The 16771-nt window shown below is 32.4% G+C and carries 28 protein-coding genes and 1 pseudogene; 4 read left to right on the top strand and 25 right to left on the bottom strand.

What is annotated here, in order from left to right; genetic code table 11:
• Positions 1-39: 39 nt before the first annotated feature.
• The 4 genes from J3U16_RS06205 to J3U16_RS06220 form a co-directional block, all read right to left on the bottom strand.
• Complete coding sequence (locus J3U16_RS06205; protein WP_267330257.1) at positions 40-348, bottom strand: phage holin family protein; 309 nt, start codon at positions 346-348, stop codon at positions 40-42.
• Positions 349-711: 363 nt separating this feature from the next.
• Positions 712-1122 carry an antiterminator Q family protein gene (locus tag J3U16_RS06210; RefSeq protein ID WP_141677482.1) on the bottom strand — a complete coding sequence of 137 codons (411 nt, stop codon included), beginning with the start codon at positions 1120-1122 and terminating at the stop codon, positions 712-714.
• 162 nt (positions 1123-1284) lie between these two features.
• Positions 1285-1938, bottom strand: coding sequence for a hypothetical protein (locus J3U16_RS06215; protein ID WP_065563240.1), 654 nt, complete (start codon positions 1936-1938; stop codon positions 1285-1287).
• A 2-nt stretch (positions 1939-1940) separates the two neighbouring features.
• Positions 1941-2690 (bottom strand): hypothetical protein, encoded by a 750-nt coding sequence (locus J3U16_RS06220; RefSeq protein ID WP_267342645.1) that lies wholly within the window; start codon positions 2688-2690, stop codon positions 1941-1943.
• Positions 2691-3113: 423 nt separating this feature from the next.
• Here J3U16_RS06220 and J3U16_RS06225 point away from each other — a divergent pair, with 423 nt between their 5' ends.
• The 3 genes from J3U16_RS06225 to J3U16_RS06235 all read left to right on the top strand — a co-directional run bounded on the left by J3U16_RS06225 (position 3114) and on the right by J3U16_RS06235 (position 6604).
• Entirely contained in the window at positions 3114-3809 is a 696-nt protein-coding gene (locus J3U16_RS06225; RefSeq protein WP_065734440.1) for an XRE family transcriptional regulator, read from the top strand.
• A 562-nt stretch (positions 3810-4371) separates the two neighbouring features.
• Positions 4372-4644, top strand: a complete 273-nt coding sequence (locus J3U16_RS06230) for a hypothetical protein (RefSeq protein WP_065734446.1) — start codon at positions 4372-4374, stop codon at positions 4642-4644.
• Positions 4645-5878: 1234 nt separating this feature from the next.
• Positions 5879-6604, top strand: coding sequence for a hypothetical protein (locus J3U16_RS06235; protein WP_267330255.1), 726 nt, complete (start codon positions 5879-5881; stop codon positions 6602-6604).
• Positions 6605-6834: 230 nt separating this feature from the next.
• Here J3U16_RS06235 and J3U16_RS06240 read toward each other — a convergent pair whose 3' ends face one another.
• From J3U16_RS06240 to J3U16_RS06285, 10 genes are all read right to left on the bottom strand, one after another.
• Positions 6835-7629, bottom strand: coding sequence for a hypothetical protein (locus J3U16_RS06240; protein ID WP_267330254.1), 795 nt, complete (start codon positions 7627-7629; stop codon positions 6835-6837).
• Positions 7630-7660: 31 nt separating this feature from the next.
• Positions 7661-7837 (bottom strand): hypothetical protein, encoded by a 177-nt coding sequence (locus tag J3U16_RS06245; protein WP_267330253.1) that lies wholly within the window; start codon positions 7835-7837, stop codon positions 7661-7663.
• 83 nt (positions 7838-7920) lie between these two features.
• Positions 7921-8211 carry a GrlR family regulatory protein gene (locus J3U16_RS06250; protein ID WP_267330252.1) on the bottom strand — a complete coding sequence of 97 codons (291 nt, stop codon included), beginning with the start codon at positions 8209-8211 and terminating at the stop codon, positions 7921-7923.
• Positions 8212-8320: 109 nt separating this feature from the next.
• Positions 8321-9022: a KilA-N domain-containing protein gene (locus J3U16_RS06255; RefSeq protein WP_267330251.1), complete on the bottom strand. Its 702-nt coding sequence runs from the start codon at positions 9020-9022 to the stop codon at positions 8321-8323.
• A gap of 303 nt (positions 9023-9325) precedes the next feature.
• Positions 9326-9742, bottom strand: a complete 417-nt coding sequence (locus J3U16_RS06260; protein ID WP_267338478.1) for a hypothetical protein — start codon at positions 9740-9742, stop codon at positions 9326-9328.
• Positions 9743-9876: 134 nt separating this feature from the next.
• Positions 9877-10113, bottom strand: coding sequence for a hypothetical protein (locus J3U16_RS06265; protein ID WP_267342647.1), 237 nt, complete (start codon positions 10111-10113; stop codon positions 9877-9879).
• Between the two features lie 122 nt (positions 10114-10235).
• A complete protein-coding gene (locus tag J3U16_RS06270; RefSeq protein ID WP_065734427.1) occupies positions 10236-10589 on the bottom strand; it encodes a hypothetical protein in 354 nt (117 codons plus the stop codon).
• Positions 10586-11026: a D-Ala-D-Ala carboxypeptidase family metallohydrolase gene (locus J3U16_RS06275; protein WP_267342648.1), complete on the bottom strand. Its 441-nt coding sequence runs from the start codon at positions 11024-11026 to the stop codon at positions 10586-10588. Before J3U16_RS06275 ends, J3U16_RS06270 begins: the two co-directional genes overlap by 4 nt.
• Positions 11026-11334, bottom strand: a complete 309-nt coding sequence (locus J3U16_RS06280) for a phage holin family protein (RefSeq protein ID WP_065563004.1) — start codon at positions 11332-11334, stop codon at positions 11026-11028. The genes J3U16_RS06275 and J3U16_RS06280 overlap by 1 nt, the downstream gene beginning before the upstream one ends.
• A gap of 197 nt (positions 11335-11531) precedes the next feature.
• Positions 11532-12374, bottom strand: coding sequence for an endonuclease (locus tag J3U16_RS06285; RefSeq protein WP_267342649.1), 843 nt, complete (start codon positions 12372-12374; stop codon positions 11532-11534).
• 287 nt (positions 12375-12661) lie between these two features.
• On the opposite strand from J3U16_RS06285, the gene J3U16_RS06290 reads away from it, so the two are divergent.
• Positions 12662-12868: a hypothetical protein gene (locus tag J3U16_RS06290; protein WP_267342651.1), complete on the top strand. Its 207-nt coding sequence runs from the start codon at positions 12662-12664 to the stop codon at positions 12866-12868.
• A gap of 92 nt (positions 12869-12960) precedes the next feature.
• Here the strand turns inward: J3U16_RS06290 and J3U16_RS06295 are convergent, their stop codons facing one another.
• From J3U16_RS06295 to J3U16_RS06345, 11 genes and pseudogenes are all read right to left on the bottom strand, one after another.
• Positions 12961-13506 (bottom strand): antiterminator Q family protein, encoded by a 546-nt coding sequence (locus J3U16_RS06295; protein ID WP_267342652.1) that lies wholly within the window; start codon positions 13504-13506, stop codon positions 12961-12963.
• 8 nt (positions 13507-13514) lie between these two features.
• A complete protein-coding gene (locus J3U16_RS06300; RefSeq protein WP_267342653.1) occupies positions 13515-13865 on the bottom strand; it encodes a RusA family crossover junction endodeoxyribonuclease in 351 nt (116 codons plus the stop codon).
• Positions 13862-14157 (bottom strand): annotated as a pseudogene (locus J3U16_RS12105) (hypothetical protein). The gene J3U16_RS06300 and the pseudogene J3U16_RS12105 overlap by 4 nt, the downstream one beginning before the upstream one ends.
• A 366-nt stretch (positions 14158-14523) precedes the next feature.
• Positions 14524-14691 (bottom strand): hypothetical protein, encoded by a 168-nt coding sequence (locus J3U16_RS06310; protein ID WP_267342657.1) that lies wholly within the window; start codon positions 14689-14691, stop codon positions 14524-14526.
• Positions 14681-14995: a hypothetical protein gene (locus J3U16_RS06315; protein ID WP_267342658.1), complete on the bottom strand. Its 315-nt coding sequence runs from the start codon at positions 14993-14995 to the stop codon at positions 14681-14683. The genes J3U16_RS06310 and J3U16_RS06315 overlap by 11 nt, the downstream gene beginning before the upstream one ends.
• Positions 14995-15447, bottom strand: a complete 453-nt coding sequence (locus J3U16_RS06320; RefSeq protein WP_267342659.1) for a recombination protein NinB — start codon at positions 15445-15447, stop codon at positions 14995-14997. The genes J3U16_RS06315 and J3U16_RS06320 overlap by 1 nt, the downstream gene beginning before the upstream one ends.
• Before the next feature lie 66 nt (positions 15448-15513).
• The gene (locus J3U16_RS06325; RefSeq protein ID WP_267342660.1) at positions 15514-15873 is read right to left on the bottom strand and encodes a hypothetical protein; all 360 of its coding nucleotides are present in this window, start codon (positions 15871-15873) and stop codon (positions 15514-15516) included.
• Entirely contained in the window at positions 15870-16112 is a 243-nt protein-coding gene (locus J3U16_RS06330; RefSeq protein WP_267342662.1) for a DUF3310 domain-containing protein, read from the bottom strand. Before J3U16_RS06330 ends, J3U16_RS06325 begins: the two co-directional genes overlap by 4 nt.
• A gap of 2 nt (positions 16113-16114) precedes the next feature.
• Positions 16115-16438 (bottom strand): helix-turn-helix domain-containing protein, encoded by a 324-nt coding sequence (locus J3U16_RS06335; RefSeq protein WP_267342663.1) that lies wholly within the window; start codon positions 16436-16438, stop codon positions 16115-16117.
• Between the two features lie 2 nt (positions 16439-16440).
• Positions 16441-16623, bottom strand: a complete 183-nt coding sequence (locus J3U16_RS06340) for a DUF1187 family protein (RefSeq protein ID WP_267342664.1) — start codon at positions 16621-16623, stop codon at positions 16441-16443.
• A complete protein-coding gene (locus J3U16_RS06345; RefSeq protein WP_267342666.1) occupies positions 16608-16766 on the bottom strand; it encodes a hypothetical protein in 159 nt (52 codons plus the stop codon). Before J3U16_RS06345 ends, J3U16_RS06340 begins: the two co-directional genes overlap by 16 nt.
• Between the last annotated feature and the right edge of the window lie 5 nt (positions 16767-16771).

Genomic DNA, 16771 nt, shown 5'->3' on the forward strand with positions numbered 1-16771 from the left:
GTGTAAATTCTTCTAGCGTGAAATGTTCAGTTAATTTCATTAATCATCTCCTTTGGCTTTTCTTATTAATCGTTCTTCTAACGCCTTGATTAACGCTGCACCTGACCATCCAGCTAAGCCAGCTATACCTCCTGCTAACTCAAAGTCCCAATTAAAATAACTTGCGGCTAATACAACAAGCGTTCCAGCAAATATCGATATAAATATTTGCGCAAATAGCACCCCAATATTAAATTTATTACCATTTAGGAACTGATAACAATAACTTGATAGAGAACCAAGCAAAGTAACAAAAAATAAATACACAACAACAGTCCAATTGACGTTGTTAGGGTCTTTTATCGGCATATTTAAATCTTCTTATTAGTTATGAGTGGCAGCATACTAGCTGGATGTGAGTTATGGCTGAGTCTAGCGTTGCTATCGATTCAGTGATGAGCAAATAGTCAAAATATTGATATAAAAAATATAGTAAACGGAAATAAATTGAAATAGCTACAACAGAAATAAAATCACAGTTAGTATTTCATTAAATGAGGTTGGCAAAAAAGGAATCAAGCTAATAGCTAGCGTATTGATTATTATTTTTTCTAGAAAAAACAGAATAATATAGATATAAAAAAACCCAACTAATTAGCTGGGTTTAACTATGTGCGTTCTAAACCGCATTTTTACCTTATTATATATGCGCATTTGCGCAAAGTCAAGCGGTTATGCAACTTTTTTAAAATATTGATAAATATTTCCTCTTATAAACATCTCGGCTTGATTCAATAAATTAATGATATCGTGTGGACGCTTCCCAATTGCTTTTGCCTGCGAGTTACACGAAATACCTCGCAGATAATATGCGGTCAATACAATCCATTGAGAATAATTGTCATTTTTTAAAATCAGTACCGCATTATCAACAATTTCAGCTTCATCTTCTGTTAAATATTGGCGATAATCAACATCTGTTGGCGCTCCCAAAAAAACAGCCGATTTTGAAGGATATTCAGTTCCAATTCTTTTCAATATACGCGTATTTTTCCAGGCAGTTAAAATATCTTTAGTTTCTCTCATTACTCTCTCCCTACTTTGCCAATCTTCATTCACTTTTGCCGTTGTTTTGTAATTCATTTCAATATTAACCCCTTCGATTTGCTTACATTGTTCCGAATATTTCGTTTATTGACTTGCTTTACAGATTTATATTTATTTTTTGCTACATTTGCTGTTAATCCTAATACACAGCCTATTACTATTTTGTTAAACATCTAATAAAGTCGCTATTAACAAAGGCTAATCAGTTTTAATACAAGTTCTGCTTTTTTTTAACATCTCTTTAATGTTAGCGATATGCTCCATACTCTTTGCTGAAACTTGATCATCTTTAAACTCAAGCATTGCGATCGTGTTTTCTGGTTTAGGCAAATAGCAATTAGCTTTTTCTGGTGTTAATAAACCAATGAAAACAGCACGATTAATTGCATCAGCACGTTTTGTTTTATCGCTACCAAGTGATACAAACACCTCTACATTTTTGCCATTCATCATTGATGAGTTAACTAAACGTCCATAAGCTTCGATAAAAGTTCTTCTTGCTCCAATTTTGTCGCCATTACGATAAACAAGTTCAGCTTGTGCCCATGCCTTTGCTATTTCCTTAGTCCAAACTAAAGTATTAGTTTCATCACTAGCAAGTATTGCTATTGCCCATGCCTCATCGGGTGATAAATGGTTATTAGGACCACCCATTAAATTAATTAAATCAGCAGGCTTCGGCATAAATTCACTTTTACGCACCCATACATTGGCTGCTCTGCGCAATGAATCAATTGGGTATTGACTAAGTGTTGACCAATAAATATTGATTTTAGTTGTACTCGCTTGCTGTCCGTAGAGTTCAAGAAGTCCACCAATAATTGCTAAAAAACCATCTGAGATTTTTGCCATAATCAGCTCCTCATACTCTCTAAGACAGCTCGATTACGTTCTGCAAGAGTCATAAATCTTGATTGAGAGTGATTCGATTTTTTATAGTTCCCTGCATTACGTAGCCAATTATTAAATGCAGCGTTCCAATCAATATATTTTTTCCCATTAGCCAAGCAATAATCTTTAAACTTAATAAATTCAGTATCCAAATTGACATTTTCATTTAGTGCTATGTTTCGATGATGATCGTTGGGTTTAAAATCATTAGGCAAGTCTCGTTTTTGGGGTTGAGGTTTATCCGCAATAATATTTGTAGTATTCTCTGTAATAGTCTTTGTTGTAATCTCTTGAAATAACGAACTCGACTTTGTAGTCTCCCCGGAATCTACAATGTCTACTTCGGGGTGATTACTTTCTTCATTTCGCGGTAAATGATTAATAGTTTTGGCGAAATTAGCTAAAATTTCATTGACCTTTTTATTGTCAATTTTGTAAAAAGTTTTATGATCTAATCGCTTTTCAGTAATTATCAAAACGCCTTTATCTTGTAGTTTTTTTATAGCTGTTCTTTGTTCGTTGTGAGATAAACCAGTTTCTTCCTCAAGTTCATCGCGCGTTTTATACACCCCTAAATCAGATATAGCTTTATCTTGCCAATAAAATAATTGAGAAAATAAAACAGCTGCATTAACACCACCTAACGGCTTAGCCATTTTTGGATAATAGGCGTTGGGTCTTCCTTTCAATTTCAATATTTCAACTATATTCATTGTTTTACCTCAAAAATATTCAGCAAAATTGCTATCATTTTTATAAATAATTTCAGTCACTATTTGGTAATTTATTAAATCGTGGATACATGCCTTTAATCTAACAATCGGATAAATTTTATGTTTGTGCTGAATTGATTGTTTTATCACTTGCAAGTGTTGTAAGGTTTCGAACGCATTGACTTTAGTTTTTAATGTGTCCATACCCCCTTTTGTGTAATCTAATAGTGATTTTTTATCTCCTTTAACTTCCTAAAATATGGATAGCTTTTGCAGCAGTCTCAATTATTATTCCTTAAATCTAACGATAATATTTATTATCAATAATAACCAAAGTTATTGGATAAATCAATAACTATTGTTATTTGATGAGTGATAACTTGAGTTATATAATTAAAAAATTAACAACCCCGAGAAAAAAGCATGACTACATTTACAGATAGATTAAATTTGGCATTAAAAGAATCTGGGATGTCTCAGCATCAACTAGCCGAAAAAGTAAAAATTAGCCAACCAGCTATTCAAAAATTGCTTTCAGGAAAATCCAGTACATCACGAAAAATATTAGAAATCGCTAACGCATTAAACGTTGATCCTATATGGCTAACAAAAGGTGTTGGTAAAGCCAAAGTAAACAAAAATAAGTCTAATGCGACAGTATTAGGATCTATCGAAGATTGGGATAGTAAAACACCGCTAGATGATGATGAAATTGAAGTTCCATTTTATAAGGATGTACGGCTAGCAGCTGGTGATGGTTTCACTGATGATATTGAAGATTATAACGGATATAAATTACGCCTATCCAAATCAACAATGCGGAAATATGGCATTGATAAAGAATGCACTGTATGTCTAACTGTCTATGGAGACAGCATGGAACCTGTATTTAGAGATGGTTCTACAGTAGCAATCGATCAAGCTGATACATATGTTAGAGATGGCAAAATCTATGCAATCAATCACGATGGATTATTAAGAATAAAAATTTTAGAAAAAATGCCTGGCAATCAAATAAAAATCAAAAGTTATAACATTGGCTATGATGATGAAATAGTGTCTCAAGATGAAATAACTATTTTAGGCCGTGTTTGGTGGCAATCGTCTATATTGGATTGATAATAAAGATATAACAATAACCGCTTCGGCGGTTTTTTCATACCTAAGACTAGTATTAACCTATCAAGATCCCCTCACCCAACAACCTTTGATAACTTTATTTTAGGGTTGATAACTTTTATTATTGACATAACTAATAACCTAAGTTATCATTTATCACATCAAAACCAATCAACTTAACAACAAAGTTAAACAAGACTACGAGTTATTTAACTAGTTAACGAGATTCAAGTAGCTAGCTGGGGCATATGAAAGTACAGCGGTTTTGATAACAATCAATTTGCCGCCTAATATTTCTAGACAATTTTATAAAGAGTGTCTACTAGTATTCAAAGCTCGGAAAGGCGACATTTCAGCTCCTTTGCCTTCTTTTTAGGGCTTTCTCGAGGGAAATATGACTGATAAAGATTTTGTGAATATAAAAATCAAAGATAGATTTCACAAGGATTATGAGTTAACAGACAGCGAAATTAAGTTTGCCCTATTTTGCACATACTTTGTGATTTTAGGTGGATTATTTGGCTTGTTCTACTGGATGCTACAAATTGCTACGAGGTGAGTTATGCAGTTACATAAATTGGTTGAAAATGGTTACGAAAGCGCTTACTGCAATATGTTAAACAATATTGAAATGCAAGATGCCAAGGAAGAATGGATTGAAAGCCGAGCCGAAGAACTAATTAAAAACTTTGGTAACGACAATGACTGGCAAATCATCGAACTACTCAAAATCAAACTGGAAAGTAAAAGTATTGATGATGATATTTATAACCAATTTATCGTTGACATCTGTTATTCGCAAGCTCGCTTTGAATATAATAATCAATCATATTAAGAAATTTAATAAAGATTAATTATCCCATATAAAAAAGTTAAAGCTCCTAAATATTATGCTAATAATTCCGTCGTTAAGGAATTAAATTTGCAATATTTAAATATTAAATAGGGTTAATAAAAAGCGTAAAAAAATCGAACCAAAATTAATAACCAGGCAAATTCAGAACGACGATTTTATAGATGACGGACTTTTATATTAGATTCTTTTTTTATTTTGTTGTATCAATAGGTTTTACGCCTGAACAATCACTTTCTTTTAAGGTAATCATAAACAAATATTTATTCTCTTCGGTGGAGTATAGATATTGAAAAATTGCGCCTCTTTTTAATAATTGTTTTATTTGATCATTAGTACAACCATCATTTTTTATTTGAGAAAACAAAAAATCACGGAATTTATCAAATTCACTTTTATCTATCTAATTAAAATTAATTTTTTCAATAATATATCTATAAGTTAACGTATTGTTTTCTGCATAAGATGTGGTCAACACAGTAAATTGATCTAGACGAATTGGAGTGCGTTCATTCAGTGACTAAGAAATCTTAAAGAGTTGGCCACGAATAGACCTTTTATTAAATAGATCAAACTGGTTAACAAAAAAATAGCAAACAACTGAAACAATAATACTTAAGATAATGTTTCGAATTTTTTTAATACTCAATTAATACTCACTCATAAATTCTAATAATTTTGAAAATGATAATATGGATAAACGAATATTATAGAATTATCAATACCGTTTATAACATTCATTTTATAATATTGATTTAATTAAATTAATGCAATTATTAGTTATTACAATTTATTATGATATAAACACTTTGAATAGTGTGATTAAGTATGAGAGATATTAAGGATTAAACTTATGACTCGTTGATTATATATAGCTTCAATGGCGTCCCCTACAGGATTCGCGATAATTACAAATTCAATTGATTTATAATGATTTATTAAAAACAAATTAAATAAGTAAAGTCACATATACCGTTAAAGTATATTGTAGACAATATTTATAATTTGATTTGATATGAATTAATCATTCTAACTCTTTTGCTTCCCACATCCCAACTTTTACTTCAATTTTAGCTTTTAAAAAAATTGATAACATTAATACTAATAATAGTGTTTTTGATAACTTGATACATTTAACGAAATGATGGATTTTAATCTATTATTTTCGTAAAAATTGGCATATTATAAAATTAAAAAAACTAGGAATATAGCATGTATGACATGGACTATTATAAGAATTGATTTTACTGAGAAATGCATATGTATTTTTGGTAATAAAAAACATTATATTACTTGCGGCAAAGGCTATGTTGTTGTCAATAATGAAGGAAATGAAGCTTTCTGCGGTCCTCAATGTGCAAAGAACCCTAAGTATGTTGTAAATCCCAATGAAAGAGTTCCTGACCTTACGAAAGGTTGTTTAGAGATTGATGTGAAAGAACAAACCACATCAAAGCATATTACTACAAGTAATAATCAATTGCCTTCACAAATAAATAACCAAGAACTCGATCGTGAGAAAGCTATTGCATATCTATTATTACGAGTTGAAAAATTAAATCATTATCCCAAAATTAAATATAATAAACTTAATGATATTTATAAAAGATATCTCTCTAATACGCTCACAAGCACCGATATTCGATTTTTATCAAAATTAGTAATATCGCCAGATTACCCTGAATATTCATACCAAAATTTACAAGCTATTTATGCTTGTGATTTCTGGATAAACCAATTTTTAAATCAAAATATCAACAAAGATTTATTATTTATGAAAAATATTAAAAACTATTTGCGCAAAAAATTGGCATTAACAACGGAACAAATAAAGGGGTTAAATAGCTGGTTTGACAATACAAAAGGCAACAAAATAGTAAATATTAAACTAAATGCATTTGCTATAGACCCGAAGACGTACTGGTTAAAAAAACTAACATAAATACTATATCCCTAAGTTATGATCACAGTAAAATACGCAATATTAATTTATATTAGAATGACGCCTGAAGACCTAGAAATATAGCTACGTCTGGATTGAAATACCATAGACTGCGACGAAGATCATAACTATGTTTCGTATCAAACGCAAACTACTATCTAAGATATAGCTGATTTTGTGATGCTAGATAATTCTGTAGAGCCTGTAAAGTTGAAGATTGATAATATGAATTAGATAAAATTTTTTATAGCCAAGAGAAAAATAAGCAAAATTACTAATATCTCAACTATTCTTACAAAACTATATTTTATATTACGAACAAGATACTGAAATATATTTTCTTTTAAATAATATTCAACACTTTCTGAAAGCAATTTATTACCCTTAGATAAATCTCTAATTTCACTTCTTTGATCCTTAATTGTTTCGGCCATATCAGTAATGCAATCAATTATCATTTCTTCCCTTATGTTCTTCTTCCATGTTTCCACTGTATTAAGTCGATTTATTTTAATTGGACAAGATATTCCTTCTTCTTTTTTATCATTACTGTAATTGAATTTTATTCCGAATTGCTCATAAAAATGATTTCTTCGTTCTTTGTTTTCTGGGGTAGCTTGTGGTTGATAAAGAAATATAGTTTCAAGTTTTGCGCTTGAATAATTGTGTTTAGCCCATGATATTATCTGGTTCATAATATATGTTCCAATTCTATATCCTCTTATATTTTGTGGATCTAGGAATATTGCTCCTTCAAACGAAGATTCAGAAGTAATAGAAACACGATCTGTTCGTTTATTGTAACTAGCTCCGAACCTTCCACTACCATACATATTTAATACAGAATAAGAAATTGTTAATGTATCTAATGTAAAATTATCTAAAGTTTTAACTTCTTTTTTTTCAAGAAGAATCATAAAAGACGGGTCTTCATCTGTTATTTCATCTTTGTATACGTTTAAAAGCAATATGTTGGGGCTTAGGATATTTTCATTTTTATTTATTGAAGGTAATAATTTACTCATTTTTTTGCCATTATATTTTTTATTACAATATTTATCTCTCATCATTACACAAAATAAAGAGCTTATAAAGATAACAAGCTAACCTTGCAACGCTTAGAACTACATCGCCAAATGTTTCATAGTCTCCAAGCAAATACTCTTCGACCTTATCAAGACAATCAGCAAGCTCACCTAGGCAAGCTATTTTTTTCTTTTCGCCCTTTATCATATAATTTCCTTTAGACAGAAAAAAGCCACTTAATTTCGGTCTTTATACAACCGATTGATATCAAAATAAATCAGATAAAAATTTTAATTGAATTTGAATTTTAACTGTGGCTGACCAACCACTTTACCATCTGCCTCCAAATTTGACCCGATTTCTTTGATATCCAAATCAAACTCTTTTAAATCACCAAATACTGAAGTATTTTGTACACTATGCTGGGTTAAATGAAGAATTATCTTAGACTCTTTAATTTCACCTCGATAGAAACAACCAAAATCACCACCATTCACTTTATTCTCTCGAATTGTGATAATCCCATTCCCCCAATCAGACATATTGCTATCAAATTTCGCAAAATAAATGCCATTTTTCATACTTCACATCCTGTTTTTATGCACATACATGTAATTACATACAGTGTTCTGTTTTTAATCAATATTTTTAAGTTAAATGGAATTTTTTGATTTTGATATTAAAGCCGCACTAGGCGGCTATATGATGCTGTTCATCAAACAATGAAATAATATGGTTTCGTTTGAATAGCTCCATTAGCTTAACTTTTCGATCTTCAAACTCCATACATAATTGAATAAATGCTGTATTAGCTCTTTGAAGGTCAGTAATGCATTTAATTTGGCACGGAGTTAAATAATCTCGAATTGATTCTGTTTTTCCTATTTCGTGAAATACTTTAAATTTCGCTGATGTCATCCCTAAAGCTATACGGTTGATTAAATCAGCTTCATTACTAAAGTGGTAATACTTAACTTCTTTGCCTTGATGCTCCTTCTCAAATTTTATTGCATCAGTCATTGGCTTATATTCAACTTTTGCCAATTCTCTTAATCGTTGTCGTTGAAAATCTTGCTCGATTACTTCATCAAAGGTTCGAATTACATAAAGATGAAACCTTGCATTAATCCACATAGCATAAGCATAAACTAATTCTTTGCATACATATGTACCTCGATAATTACCACCATTTATAACCTCAATTGCTTTTTGTCCAGTCCTCATATCTGAGGAGTGCTCCAATTCTTGGATTAGTTCTTGAGTAGAATCAAGGAGTAACCAGTTTGATGGCTGCTTGCTTTTATCATTTCCACTAGCTTTATGTATATCATTGATACAAAATAGTCCTTTTTTATTTTGTTTTATTGCAGTATTTAAAATTGTAATATTCATGGTGTTCTCCATTAGAAATGAGTTTTAGTCACACAGGGAACCAGTCCAAGAGAGGTAACCATGAAAACCATCTGGTGCCATCTAAAACTCATTCCTAAGTGGCTCTTGTTATTAATTGCCGTGTGTTGGCATTATGATTGATTGAAAAATGATTTGAATTTATTCGACTTGTAGATATCGATTTTACAAGTCAGGGGTAATTATGATTAATTAAAAGTTGAATTGGGTTTGTGATGTTTCAAAAAAAATAGGTACAAAAAAACCGCAATTAAGCGGTTCTTGTGGATTCTATTATGTATTGCTTTACTTATTTTCTTCAGGGCATGGATGATAATATCTCACAGTAAGTCTAACAAAAAAATATAAATCCCCATCACCAAATTTCTTGATTGGTTCACCATTAAATAAGTTTGCATATTGGTTCATCAACTTTTTAACTTCAGGTAATTGTAATGCCGATTTTGCACAGTAAATTTTAGGTAACCCTTTTTGTTCACGTGCTATATTTTCCCAATTAAATGTATTAACAATCCCAGACAAATAAGCTGTACCAAATGATTGAGCTCTCTCGTCTTTAGAGGATATAAAATTATTAAAATCATTGTAAGAAATATAACCTTTTATAAGATATGGATTTATCCAATCATCTTTTTTAGCGTTATCTGCAAATACAATAAAAGGGAATAAAGTTAATATAAAGCAATATAATATTTTTTTCATAAACAACCATCCAAACAATAAGATGATTTATTATACCATTACCATTCAAAGAATAACTATAACTTAGAGTTAGTGTCATTTCTAAGTGTAACTGATTAAATATGCAGTTATTCTTTATAGCTGCTCGTGATTTTTTATACTTTATGCGGTAAAAGTGAATAGTTATTTAAATAACTATCAATTTCATCATTAACATTTCTGTATTGGATTGTTTTATATTCAAGCAAAATGTCTCTAATTTGCTCGAAGAGTTGCTTTATAGCATCATTAGATAACTCTAAGGGTAAAGACGCAGTTTTAACAGGTCCATGAAAATTAAACTCAGACTCATCTTGTTTCAAAATTTCTTTAAAAAATTCACTGTAATCCATTGCTAATCTCCCTTATTGCCCTTTTATCTGCATTACACTTCTCAATGACATTTAATAAATGCTCGTTATATCGGAGGCTATCACCAAAAGTCATGGGATTAGGTGGTAAATTTGGTAAACAGTCACTTAATAGATTGGGTGGTATCGGTCGATTCACGTATGCCTTTCGCTCGGTTGTACAAGCTTGCAGAAACAGGCATAGGCACAAACTGCTTAGCACAATCATTATCTTTGAGTTGCTCATTAATTTGCTCCTGCCGTTCTAGTGATTGTTTTTCTAGTTCACGTTTTGATAATTCGTTATCTGCGATGATTTGGTTGTTTCTAGATATGGTTTGCTCTAACTGATTTATTTGATTAGTTAGCTCAGCATTAGCGTCTTTTAATCGTTTTTTTTCTTCAAAATTGTTATAACAAAAATAAATAGCAAAAGTGATAATGATTAATGATATGCTCAATATCTTTTCATTATTCATAGCAAACCGCTCCTATAAATAGTTTTACCACCTTGCTTTACGGCTGTTAATACTATTTGCCGGTTATTGCTAGGACTAAATCCTATGTGTACCCATTGATTATGCTCTTGTATAAGTTTGTCGAATTGAACACCAGCATCAATCAATCTTTGACATATTTCTTTAGGGGTACCATACGGTGAATGAAAATCGACAGCTAACCCCTGTGTATGCGCACTGGTTGACACTCCGCCTACTCTTGCATTTAATGCGGGGCAACGATAACCAGAGGTAATAATTATCGGCTTACCCAGTGCTTTTCTAACCATCTCTAATTTGATAGCGGTCAGTTGCACATTTGGCATTAAATTTTGGGGTACTGAATTATCAATTTTTAAACGACTAGCAGTTAATGAATGTGTAAATTCTTCTAGCGTGAAATGTTCAGTTAATTTCATTAATCATCTCCTTTGGCTTTTCTTATTAATCGTTCTTCTAACGCCTTGATTAACGCTGCACCTGACCATCCAGCTAAGCCAGCTATACCTCCTGCTAACTCAAAGTCCCAATTAAAATAACTTGCGGCTAATACAACAAGCGTTCCAGCAAATATCGATATAAATATTTGCGCAAATAACACCCAGATATTGAATTTATTGCCATTTAGAAACTGATAGCAATAACTTGATAGAGAACCAAGCAAAGTGACGAAAAATAAATAAACAACAACTGTCCAATTGACGTTGTTAGGGTCTTTTATTGGCATGTTTAAATCTTCTTATTAAATGAGGGGTAGCGTACTAGCTAATGTTTAGTTATGTGTGTGTCTAGCATTGCTACCGATTCTGTGATGAGTGAATACTCAATATTGATAATAAAAAATACAATCAGCGTAAATATAGTGTTTTGATGTGTGTTAATGCTGATTGCAAAACAGGCATAAAAAAACCGACTTCCGTCGGCTTAATTACATTGTTGAGTAACGAACTTATTATCGTTACCCTGAATTTGTTTGATTTGGCGGTTACGCTCGCATTCCCAACTTTCAGGCGGATGTTCTTTGTTCCACACTGTCATCAGTTTGTGCTCCGAATCAGATAAATTGATATTGTATCTATCTGACATGTAGAAATATGTGCGAGCTATTGTGCCCCTGATTTCTTCCCTTGGCTGAAATTTACGAGTTTGAAAATCTACAGCGCTTTTACATTGTCCGTACTGAGTGAACTCTTTTGTAAATTGCGAATATCTGAAATTTGACCTATCACCATTTACCTCTCCAATGGACGGCTGAAGGTTGTGTAAGTCGCCTTCCATTTCATTGAATCGAGAATCTTTTTTACACTCTTTTCGCCCGCCGTTTCGCCAGCATTGTAGATGTCGGCCGAAGTTTTCGGCTGGCATAACATGCTCCCATTCAATGCGTTTAGCCCTTGTTAGATTCTTCCTTGGCTCGTACCCACATTGACTGAAATCAACTACACCTGATTTATTGCTAAATGAGAAATCGCAACCACAATAAAAAGTTGGTTGCTCTGGATTTGATTTATATAACTGAACCAGTTTTGTTTTTGCCGTATTAAAGTTTTGCTTACTAATCGCAACTTGTGTAGCTGTTGGTGTTATTGGGGTTGTTTTTGGTTTCGATGTTGGAGCTGCTGAGTATGTACCTATTCGACAAGTCTTAGTGGCTGAAATACATGAATTACCACAGGGGATGCCTTTTTTGCAATTTTTTGCATATGCGGTTGATGATGCAAATAAAATAAACAGAGAAACCAGAACTACTTTTTTTATGAAATCCATTTCAAACACCAAATAACAGTAAAAAATACCTAACTTTTTTAATAAATGATATTGACTTTTATTGTAGGGTACCTTACAATAATAATCATCAAGCAAGGGGCTTGATAAGGTAAACCCCCGACCTAAGACGAGGGCTTAAGGAGAAGTAAAATGAAACTCAAAATACTCATTTTAATTCTACTACTTTTGATAAGCTCCCCAGCATTCTAAAGTAGTTCAAAGGAGAGGGAAACCTCTCCGGCGACCTTAAATATAACAATTTAGCGATTTAAAATCAAGGTGATTGCATGGCATTAAGCAGAGCTGAAATAAATGAACGTAGTAATGAAAAACGTGGCATCAAAAACAAAGCTTTTAAGTTAAATATAGATGATATTGCAATGATTAAGCAAACAGCTATAGATTTTGGTTTATCTGAAGCAAAACTTGTTGTTGAAGCAATAAAATTTTACCGAGATAACAAAAAAAGCCTCTTAATTGAGGCTTTCCTTTGAATAATAAAAAAGCCCGCATTTGCGAGCTTTATATACAATTATTTCATGTTGACATATTTATACTACTTTTTGCGTACGCAGTCAACCCCTCATTACTTAAATAAATTTAATTTTTTAAATAATTCTAATTCCATCCCCGTTTGCTGGGTTTGTTGAGCTAGCGCACCTATAATATGACTTTCGCCTGAGCTTTTAATTTTCCTAATACTTGCTTCACTGCAACCAAATTCCATTGCTATTTCTCTTAAAGTTCTTGGTCTAATAATAATAGAGCAAGATTCTTTTACTTTGTAGCGTTCAGTAAAAACATAATCATCATCTAATATTTCGTCGCCATAATATGATTTTATTATAACAAGAGCTTCTTCTTTGGTCTTTTGGAATCTAATACTCTTCATGCTTGAAATGATGCCATCTATAATCAATCCGTCGTTATCTGAACATAATTCCTTATATTCAGGCTCTTGAGATTGATACAAATTGAGTGTACCTTGCTTTTCATAAGCATCTTTCCTCGACCAATTCCCCCAAAGTCTAAGCACGTCCGTAATATCATAATCAGCTTTAAACCTAACCGACGCAACGGGCTTGACAATTTCTTTCGGCTCATCTTCAACATATTTATATTCTGCTAGCACTATTTACCTCAGTTTAATTCACTAATAATAACGTCAACTTTACCTTGCTTTACTGGTTCTAGTTTTTTAATATTCAATTCATAAATGATACTATCATCTATATATACTCCGCCCTCTGTTAATACATCCAATACAGCCTTACTATAATTGTCTATATCTCTTTTTGCTTTTGTTGGCGGATATAAATTAAGCTCAACCTTAATCCTTTTGGCGTCAATTAATTTAATTTTATTTTGTTTAATAATAGATAACGCCAAACTACGATACGCCCGCCCCCGTTTTGATGTAATTTTTCTACCTCTCGCAACGGTCGTTATCATGTTGACACTGGGAGGAAAAGGTAAAGTTAATCGAATCATGCTTTCATTACCCCTATTTTTCCACACCTTGCTAATTGAATAACCGTTAATACAATAGCTTTATCTAATAAAGTTCGCCTTTCTTCTCTTGTTAGCTCTTTACCGTTATCAATTTGATAATGACATTGATTACACAATGCAGCGCACAATCATCCACTTTAATCCCCATTCCCTTACCTTCATTTCTATGTGCTGGCTGAGTTTGACAATAACACCCACATAAGACGCAAAATTCAATTGATTTAACAGCGTCAAGCCATTTCTTATTGCGGTAAACTTGCTGCTTTAGCATTATTTGAATCTCTCTCCATTGTCATAAAACTTACCACAAGAGCCTTTAACATCGCCGTTTGCAGTCATTAGCGGACGATTGCAAACAAATAAATCTAAACCAACGTTGTATAAGCATTCGCCCTTGCATTCTGGGCATTTAAAACTTGTTTTAATTAGTTTGTGTTTTTTTGGCATTTTTAATCCACATAGTCGTTATAAAAATCGAAAATACTCGGCGAGAATATCAAACTAGAAAGGAAGGAAATGCCTCCAGTAAATCCCACTTCTTTATTAAGAAAATATCCACCACAACCAACGTACGCCATGAACATAAACCCCGCTGTAATAAAAATAATCATAAAAAATGTAAAAAATAATGCTTTCATCATGTGCCCCTTAAATAATTTTTAATATCCTGCTCATCATCAACCTTATTTAAATCATGCTGATTTATGTATTCTCTGCGTTGCTCTCTTACTATTTCGAGCTTCCTATCTAATTCTTGTTCGGTTTCATCATATTTTTTTAGCTGCTCTTTGTGTTTATCTTTCATTGTTTTCAGCCTCTTTTATCATTTGCTTAATTTCCTCAACGGTTGATGTACAAAAGAAATGGTCACGACCTATGTTAAACAATATATCTGACTTAACGATTGAATTTGGATAATCTACCAGTGCTACAATGCTAGCTATGCAAATTGAAACTAAACCTGTCTTTGGCGGTTGTTGGTTTATATCTCCAAAAACAGCAGTCACATCAATAAATTTTTTCTTACCGTTATCTATTTTGCGAACAGCCTCTTTTATCAACTCAGTTTGTAATTGTTCAAATTGTTTGTCTGTTAATTTGATTTCCATCATGCCACCTTAGATAATTGGTCTTTGTACCAGTCAAATATTAATAAATCTGACTTAGACTGCTCGCTCCAATTAACGCCTTTCTCAGCTCCAAATGCATATGCTAACTCCAATAAATTACTCAATTCTTTTTTACTCATTCTTCTTGTTGATTGACCTAAAACAATAAAGCCCGTACCATCCAAATTGGGTACCGTTTTTTGTCCTTTTAGTGTTGCAGTAAAAACGTGCTTCCATTCTTCTGGAGTTAACATTAATCCGTGCCAATTAACTTGTTTCGATATATCCGTTAATGTTGCCCACATACGAGCGTTTTGCTCTAACGTTCTAGTCATTTCTTGAATGCAAACTACTAGCGGGTTTTTACTATCTGTCGGTAATGAACGGACAAAATCAATCAAATTGTTTTTTACTGTTTCGCTAACTAATTTAAAAACCTTCTTTTTTTCCATTACTTAGTGGCTCTCCAAATCACAAATCCCCAAAAAAGAAATGTAACTATCATTACAATCGCTTCATCACTCATCTGCTAACTCCTTATTCGCAACCATTTGGTTTAACTTGATTAATGTTGTTAGACCAAAAATCTGAGCTGGAATGTAAAAACATAAAAGGACAAACCATCCTTCAAACGCAATAAAAAAGGTCGATAAAATGGCATAAATCAAGTTCCAAGCTATATGAAAATTGGTTAAATAATCCCAGTTTTTAATAAGCTTTTCAGAAGAAATGAGAGTAGCCAAATACAAAATGAAACATTCAAACCAAAACACAATTTTTGGTATAACTATAAAGTTTTCGCTAATCAATTTAGACATAAGAATGGCTATGACTATGATTGACGTGTATGAAATTTTTATTAAAAATTTACTACTCATGCATTTATACCCCTAACACACATATGTTTTTTATTTTCAAAAATCTTCTTGTACTCGTTTGCTTTTGCGATATCTTGCTCTAACGCATCTTTTTTACCTGCCCTGATTCGATATTTCAGAATGTTACCGAGGCAAAACCCTCTGAACTGCTCTACAGTCATGCTACGCGCTATGATGTCGATAGATTCGATTCCCTCGATTATTTGATAGTGTTTTGGATTTTTTACGTTGTCGTTCATAATCAACCTCTACGTATTATTTTCTTTATAGTTTTTTCTGCGTATATTGCTACGTTATTCGTCACAGCTAGCTGAATAAAATTAGTTCGCTCACCAGCATCAAGATTCACAGCATTAAAAAATGCCTCAATTAACTCTGCGCTAATTGGCTTTTTTCGTTTTTCAATCATTGATATTGTTGTGCTGCTCACACCCATTTTTTTCGCCAGTTGAGCCTGAGTAAACCCTAAATCAATTCTAGTTTTAGCAATAAATTTTCCGAGTTCTCCAGCTCGTTCCGCTGGTGGTACGATAACTACGCCACCTATTACAACTAAATCACTCATCTCTAAACCCTCTCACACGCAAAATTACGCACCTGCACATCAACTTTAGATTTACCGAATTGCGTTTTAACTGTAGATAGTTTTTTAATTAATGATTTTTCAGTTATCTTAGAATCACGATGTAAAACAATTGATCCCCAGCTTTGCCAACCTTTTTTAATTTCTGCTGTTATTTTGTAAGCCATTTTTGTATCAACCCCCTCAATTTTTCTTTATCTTCTTTCGGATATTTTTTAACTTGTTCGGCTAGTTCATGTTTAATTTTTGCTACGTTTGCCCCTCGTTTCCTCAGCGCTGTAACATAGTCATATGCCATTTTGTCTAGCATGTGAT

Source organism: Gilliamella sp. B3023 (genome assembly GCF_026536845.1).
Classification (GTDB): Bacteria; Pseudomonadota; Gammaproteobacteria; order Enterobacterales; family Orbaceae; genus Gilliamella; species Gilliamella apicola_E.

What these genes read in the sequence shown, in the direction of transcription:
- J3U16_RS06205 (WP_267330257.1), bottom strand. Translation starts at nt 348, where the DNA reads ATGCCGATAAAAGACCCTAACAACGTCAATTGGACTGTTGTTGTGTAT.
- J3U16_RS06210 (WP_141677482.1), bottom strand. Translation starts at nt 1,122, where the DNA reads ATGAATTACAAAACAACGGCAAAAGTGAATGAAGATTGGCAAAGTAGG.
- J3U16_RS06215 (WP_065563240.1), bottom strand. Translation starts at nt 1,938, where the DNA reads ATGGCAAAAATCTCAGATGGTTTTTTAGCAATTATTGGTGGACTTCTT.
- J3U16_RS06220 (WP_267342645.1), bottom strand. Translation starts at nt 2,690, where the DNA reads ATGAATATAGTTGAAATATTGAAATTGAAAGGAAGACCCAACGCCTAT.
- J3U16_RS06225 (WP_065734440.1), top strand. Translation starts at nt 3,114, where the DNA reads ATGACTACATTTACAGATAGATTAAATTTGGCATTAAAAGAATCTGGG.
- J3U16_RS06230 (WP_065734446.1), top strand. Translation starts at nt 4,372, where the DNA reads ATGCAGTTACATAAATTGGTTGAAAATGGTTACGAAAGCGCTTACTGC.
- J3U16_RS06235 (WP_267330255.1), top strand. Translation starts at nt 5,879, where the DNA reads ATGACATGGACTATTATAAGAATTGATTTTACTGAGAAATGCATATGT.
- J3U16_RS06240 (WP_267330254.1), bottom strand. Translation starts at nt 7,629, where the DNA reads ATGAGTAAATTATTACCTTCAATAAATAAAAATGAAAATATCCTAAGC.
- J3U16_RS06245 (WP_267330253.1), bottom strand. Translation starts at nt 7,837, where the DNA reads ATGATAAAGGGCGAAAAGAAAAAAATAGCTTGCCTAGGTGAGCTTGCT.
- J3U16_RS06250 (WP_267330252.1), bottom strand. Translation starts at nt 8,211, where the DNA reads ATGAAAAATGGCATTTATTTTGCGAAATTTGATAGCAATATGTCTGAT.
- J3U16_RS06255 (WP_267330251.1), bottom strand. Translation starts at nt 9,022, where the DNA reads ATGAATATTACAATTTTAAATACTGCAATAAAACAAAATAAAAAAGGA.
- J3U16_RS06260 (WP_267338478.1), bottom strand. Translation starts at nt 9,742, where the DNA reads ATGAAAAAAATATTATATTGCTTTATATTAACTTTATTCCCTTTTATT.
- J3U16_RS06265 (WP_267342647.1), bottom strand. Translation starts at nt 10,113, where the DNA reads ATGGATTACAGTGAATTTTTTAAAGAAATTTTGAAACAAGATGAGTCT.
- J3U16_RS06270 (WP_065734427.1), bottom strand. Translation starts at nt 10,589, where the DNA reads ATGAATAATGAAAAGATATTGAGCATATCATTAATCATTATCACTTTT.
- J3U16_RS06275 (WP_267342648.1), bottom strand. Translation starts at nt 11,026, where the DNA reads ATGAAATTAACTGAACATTTCACGCTAGAAGAATTTACACATTCATTA.
- J3U16_RS06280 (WP_065563004.1), bottom strand. Translation starts at nt 11,334, where the DNA reads ATGCCAATAAAAGACCCTAACAACGTCAATTGGACAGTTGTTGTTTAT.
- J3U16_RS06285 (WP_267342649.1), bottom strand. Translation starts at nt 12,374, where the DNA reads ATGGATTTCATAAAAAAAGTAGTTCTGGTTTCTCTGTTTATTTTATTT.
- J3U16_RS06290 (WP_267342651.1), top strand. Translation starts at nt 12,662, where the DNA reads ATGGCATTAAGCAGAGCTGAAATAAATGAACGTAGTAATGAAAAACGT.
- J3U16_RS06300 (WP_267342653.1), bottom strand. Translation starts at nt 13,865, where the DNA reads ATGATTCGATTAACTTTACCTTTTCCTCCCAGTGTCAACATGATAACG.
- J3U16_RS06310 (WP_267342657.1), bottom strand. Translation starts at nt 14,691, where the DNA reads ATGAAAGATAAACACAAAGAGCAGCTAAAAAAATATGATGAAACCGAA.
- J3U16_RS06315 (WP_267342658.1), bottom strand. Translation starts at nt 14,995, where the DNA reads ATGGAAATCAAATTAACAGACAAACAATTTGAACAATTACAAACTGAG.
- J3U16_RS06320 (WP_267342659.1), bottom strand. Translation starts at nt 15,447, where the DNA reads ATGGAAAAAAAGAAGGTTTTTAAATTAGTTAGCGAAACAGTAAAAAAC.
- J3U16_RS06325 (WP_267342660.1), bottom strand. Translation starts at nt 15,873, where the DNA reads ATGAGTAGTAAATTTTTAATAAAAATTTCATACACGTCAATCATAGTC.
- J3U16_RS06330 (WP_267342662.1), bottom strand. Translation starts at nt 16,112, where the DNA reads ATGAACGACAACGTAAAAAATCCAAAACACTATCAAATAATCGAGGGA.
- J3U16_RS06335 (WP_267342663.1), bottom strand. Translation starts at nt 16,438, where the DNA reads ATGAGTGATTTAGTTGTAATAGGTGGCGTAGTTATCGTACCACCAGCG.
- J3U16_RS06340 (WP_267342664.1), bottom strand. Translation starts at nt 16,623, where the DNA reads ATGGCTTACAAAATAACAGCAGAAATTAAAAAAGGTTGGCAAAGCTGG.
- J3U16_RS06345 (WP_267342666.1), bottom strand. Translation starts at nt 16,766, where the DNA reads ATGCTAGACAAAATGGCATATGACTATGTTACAGCGCTGAGGAAACGA.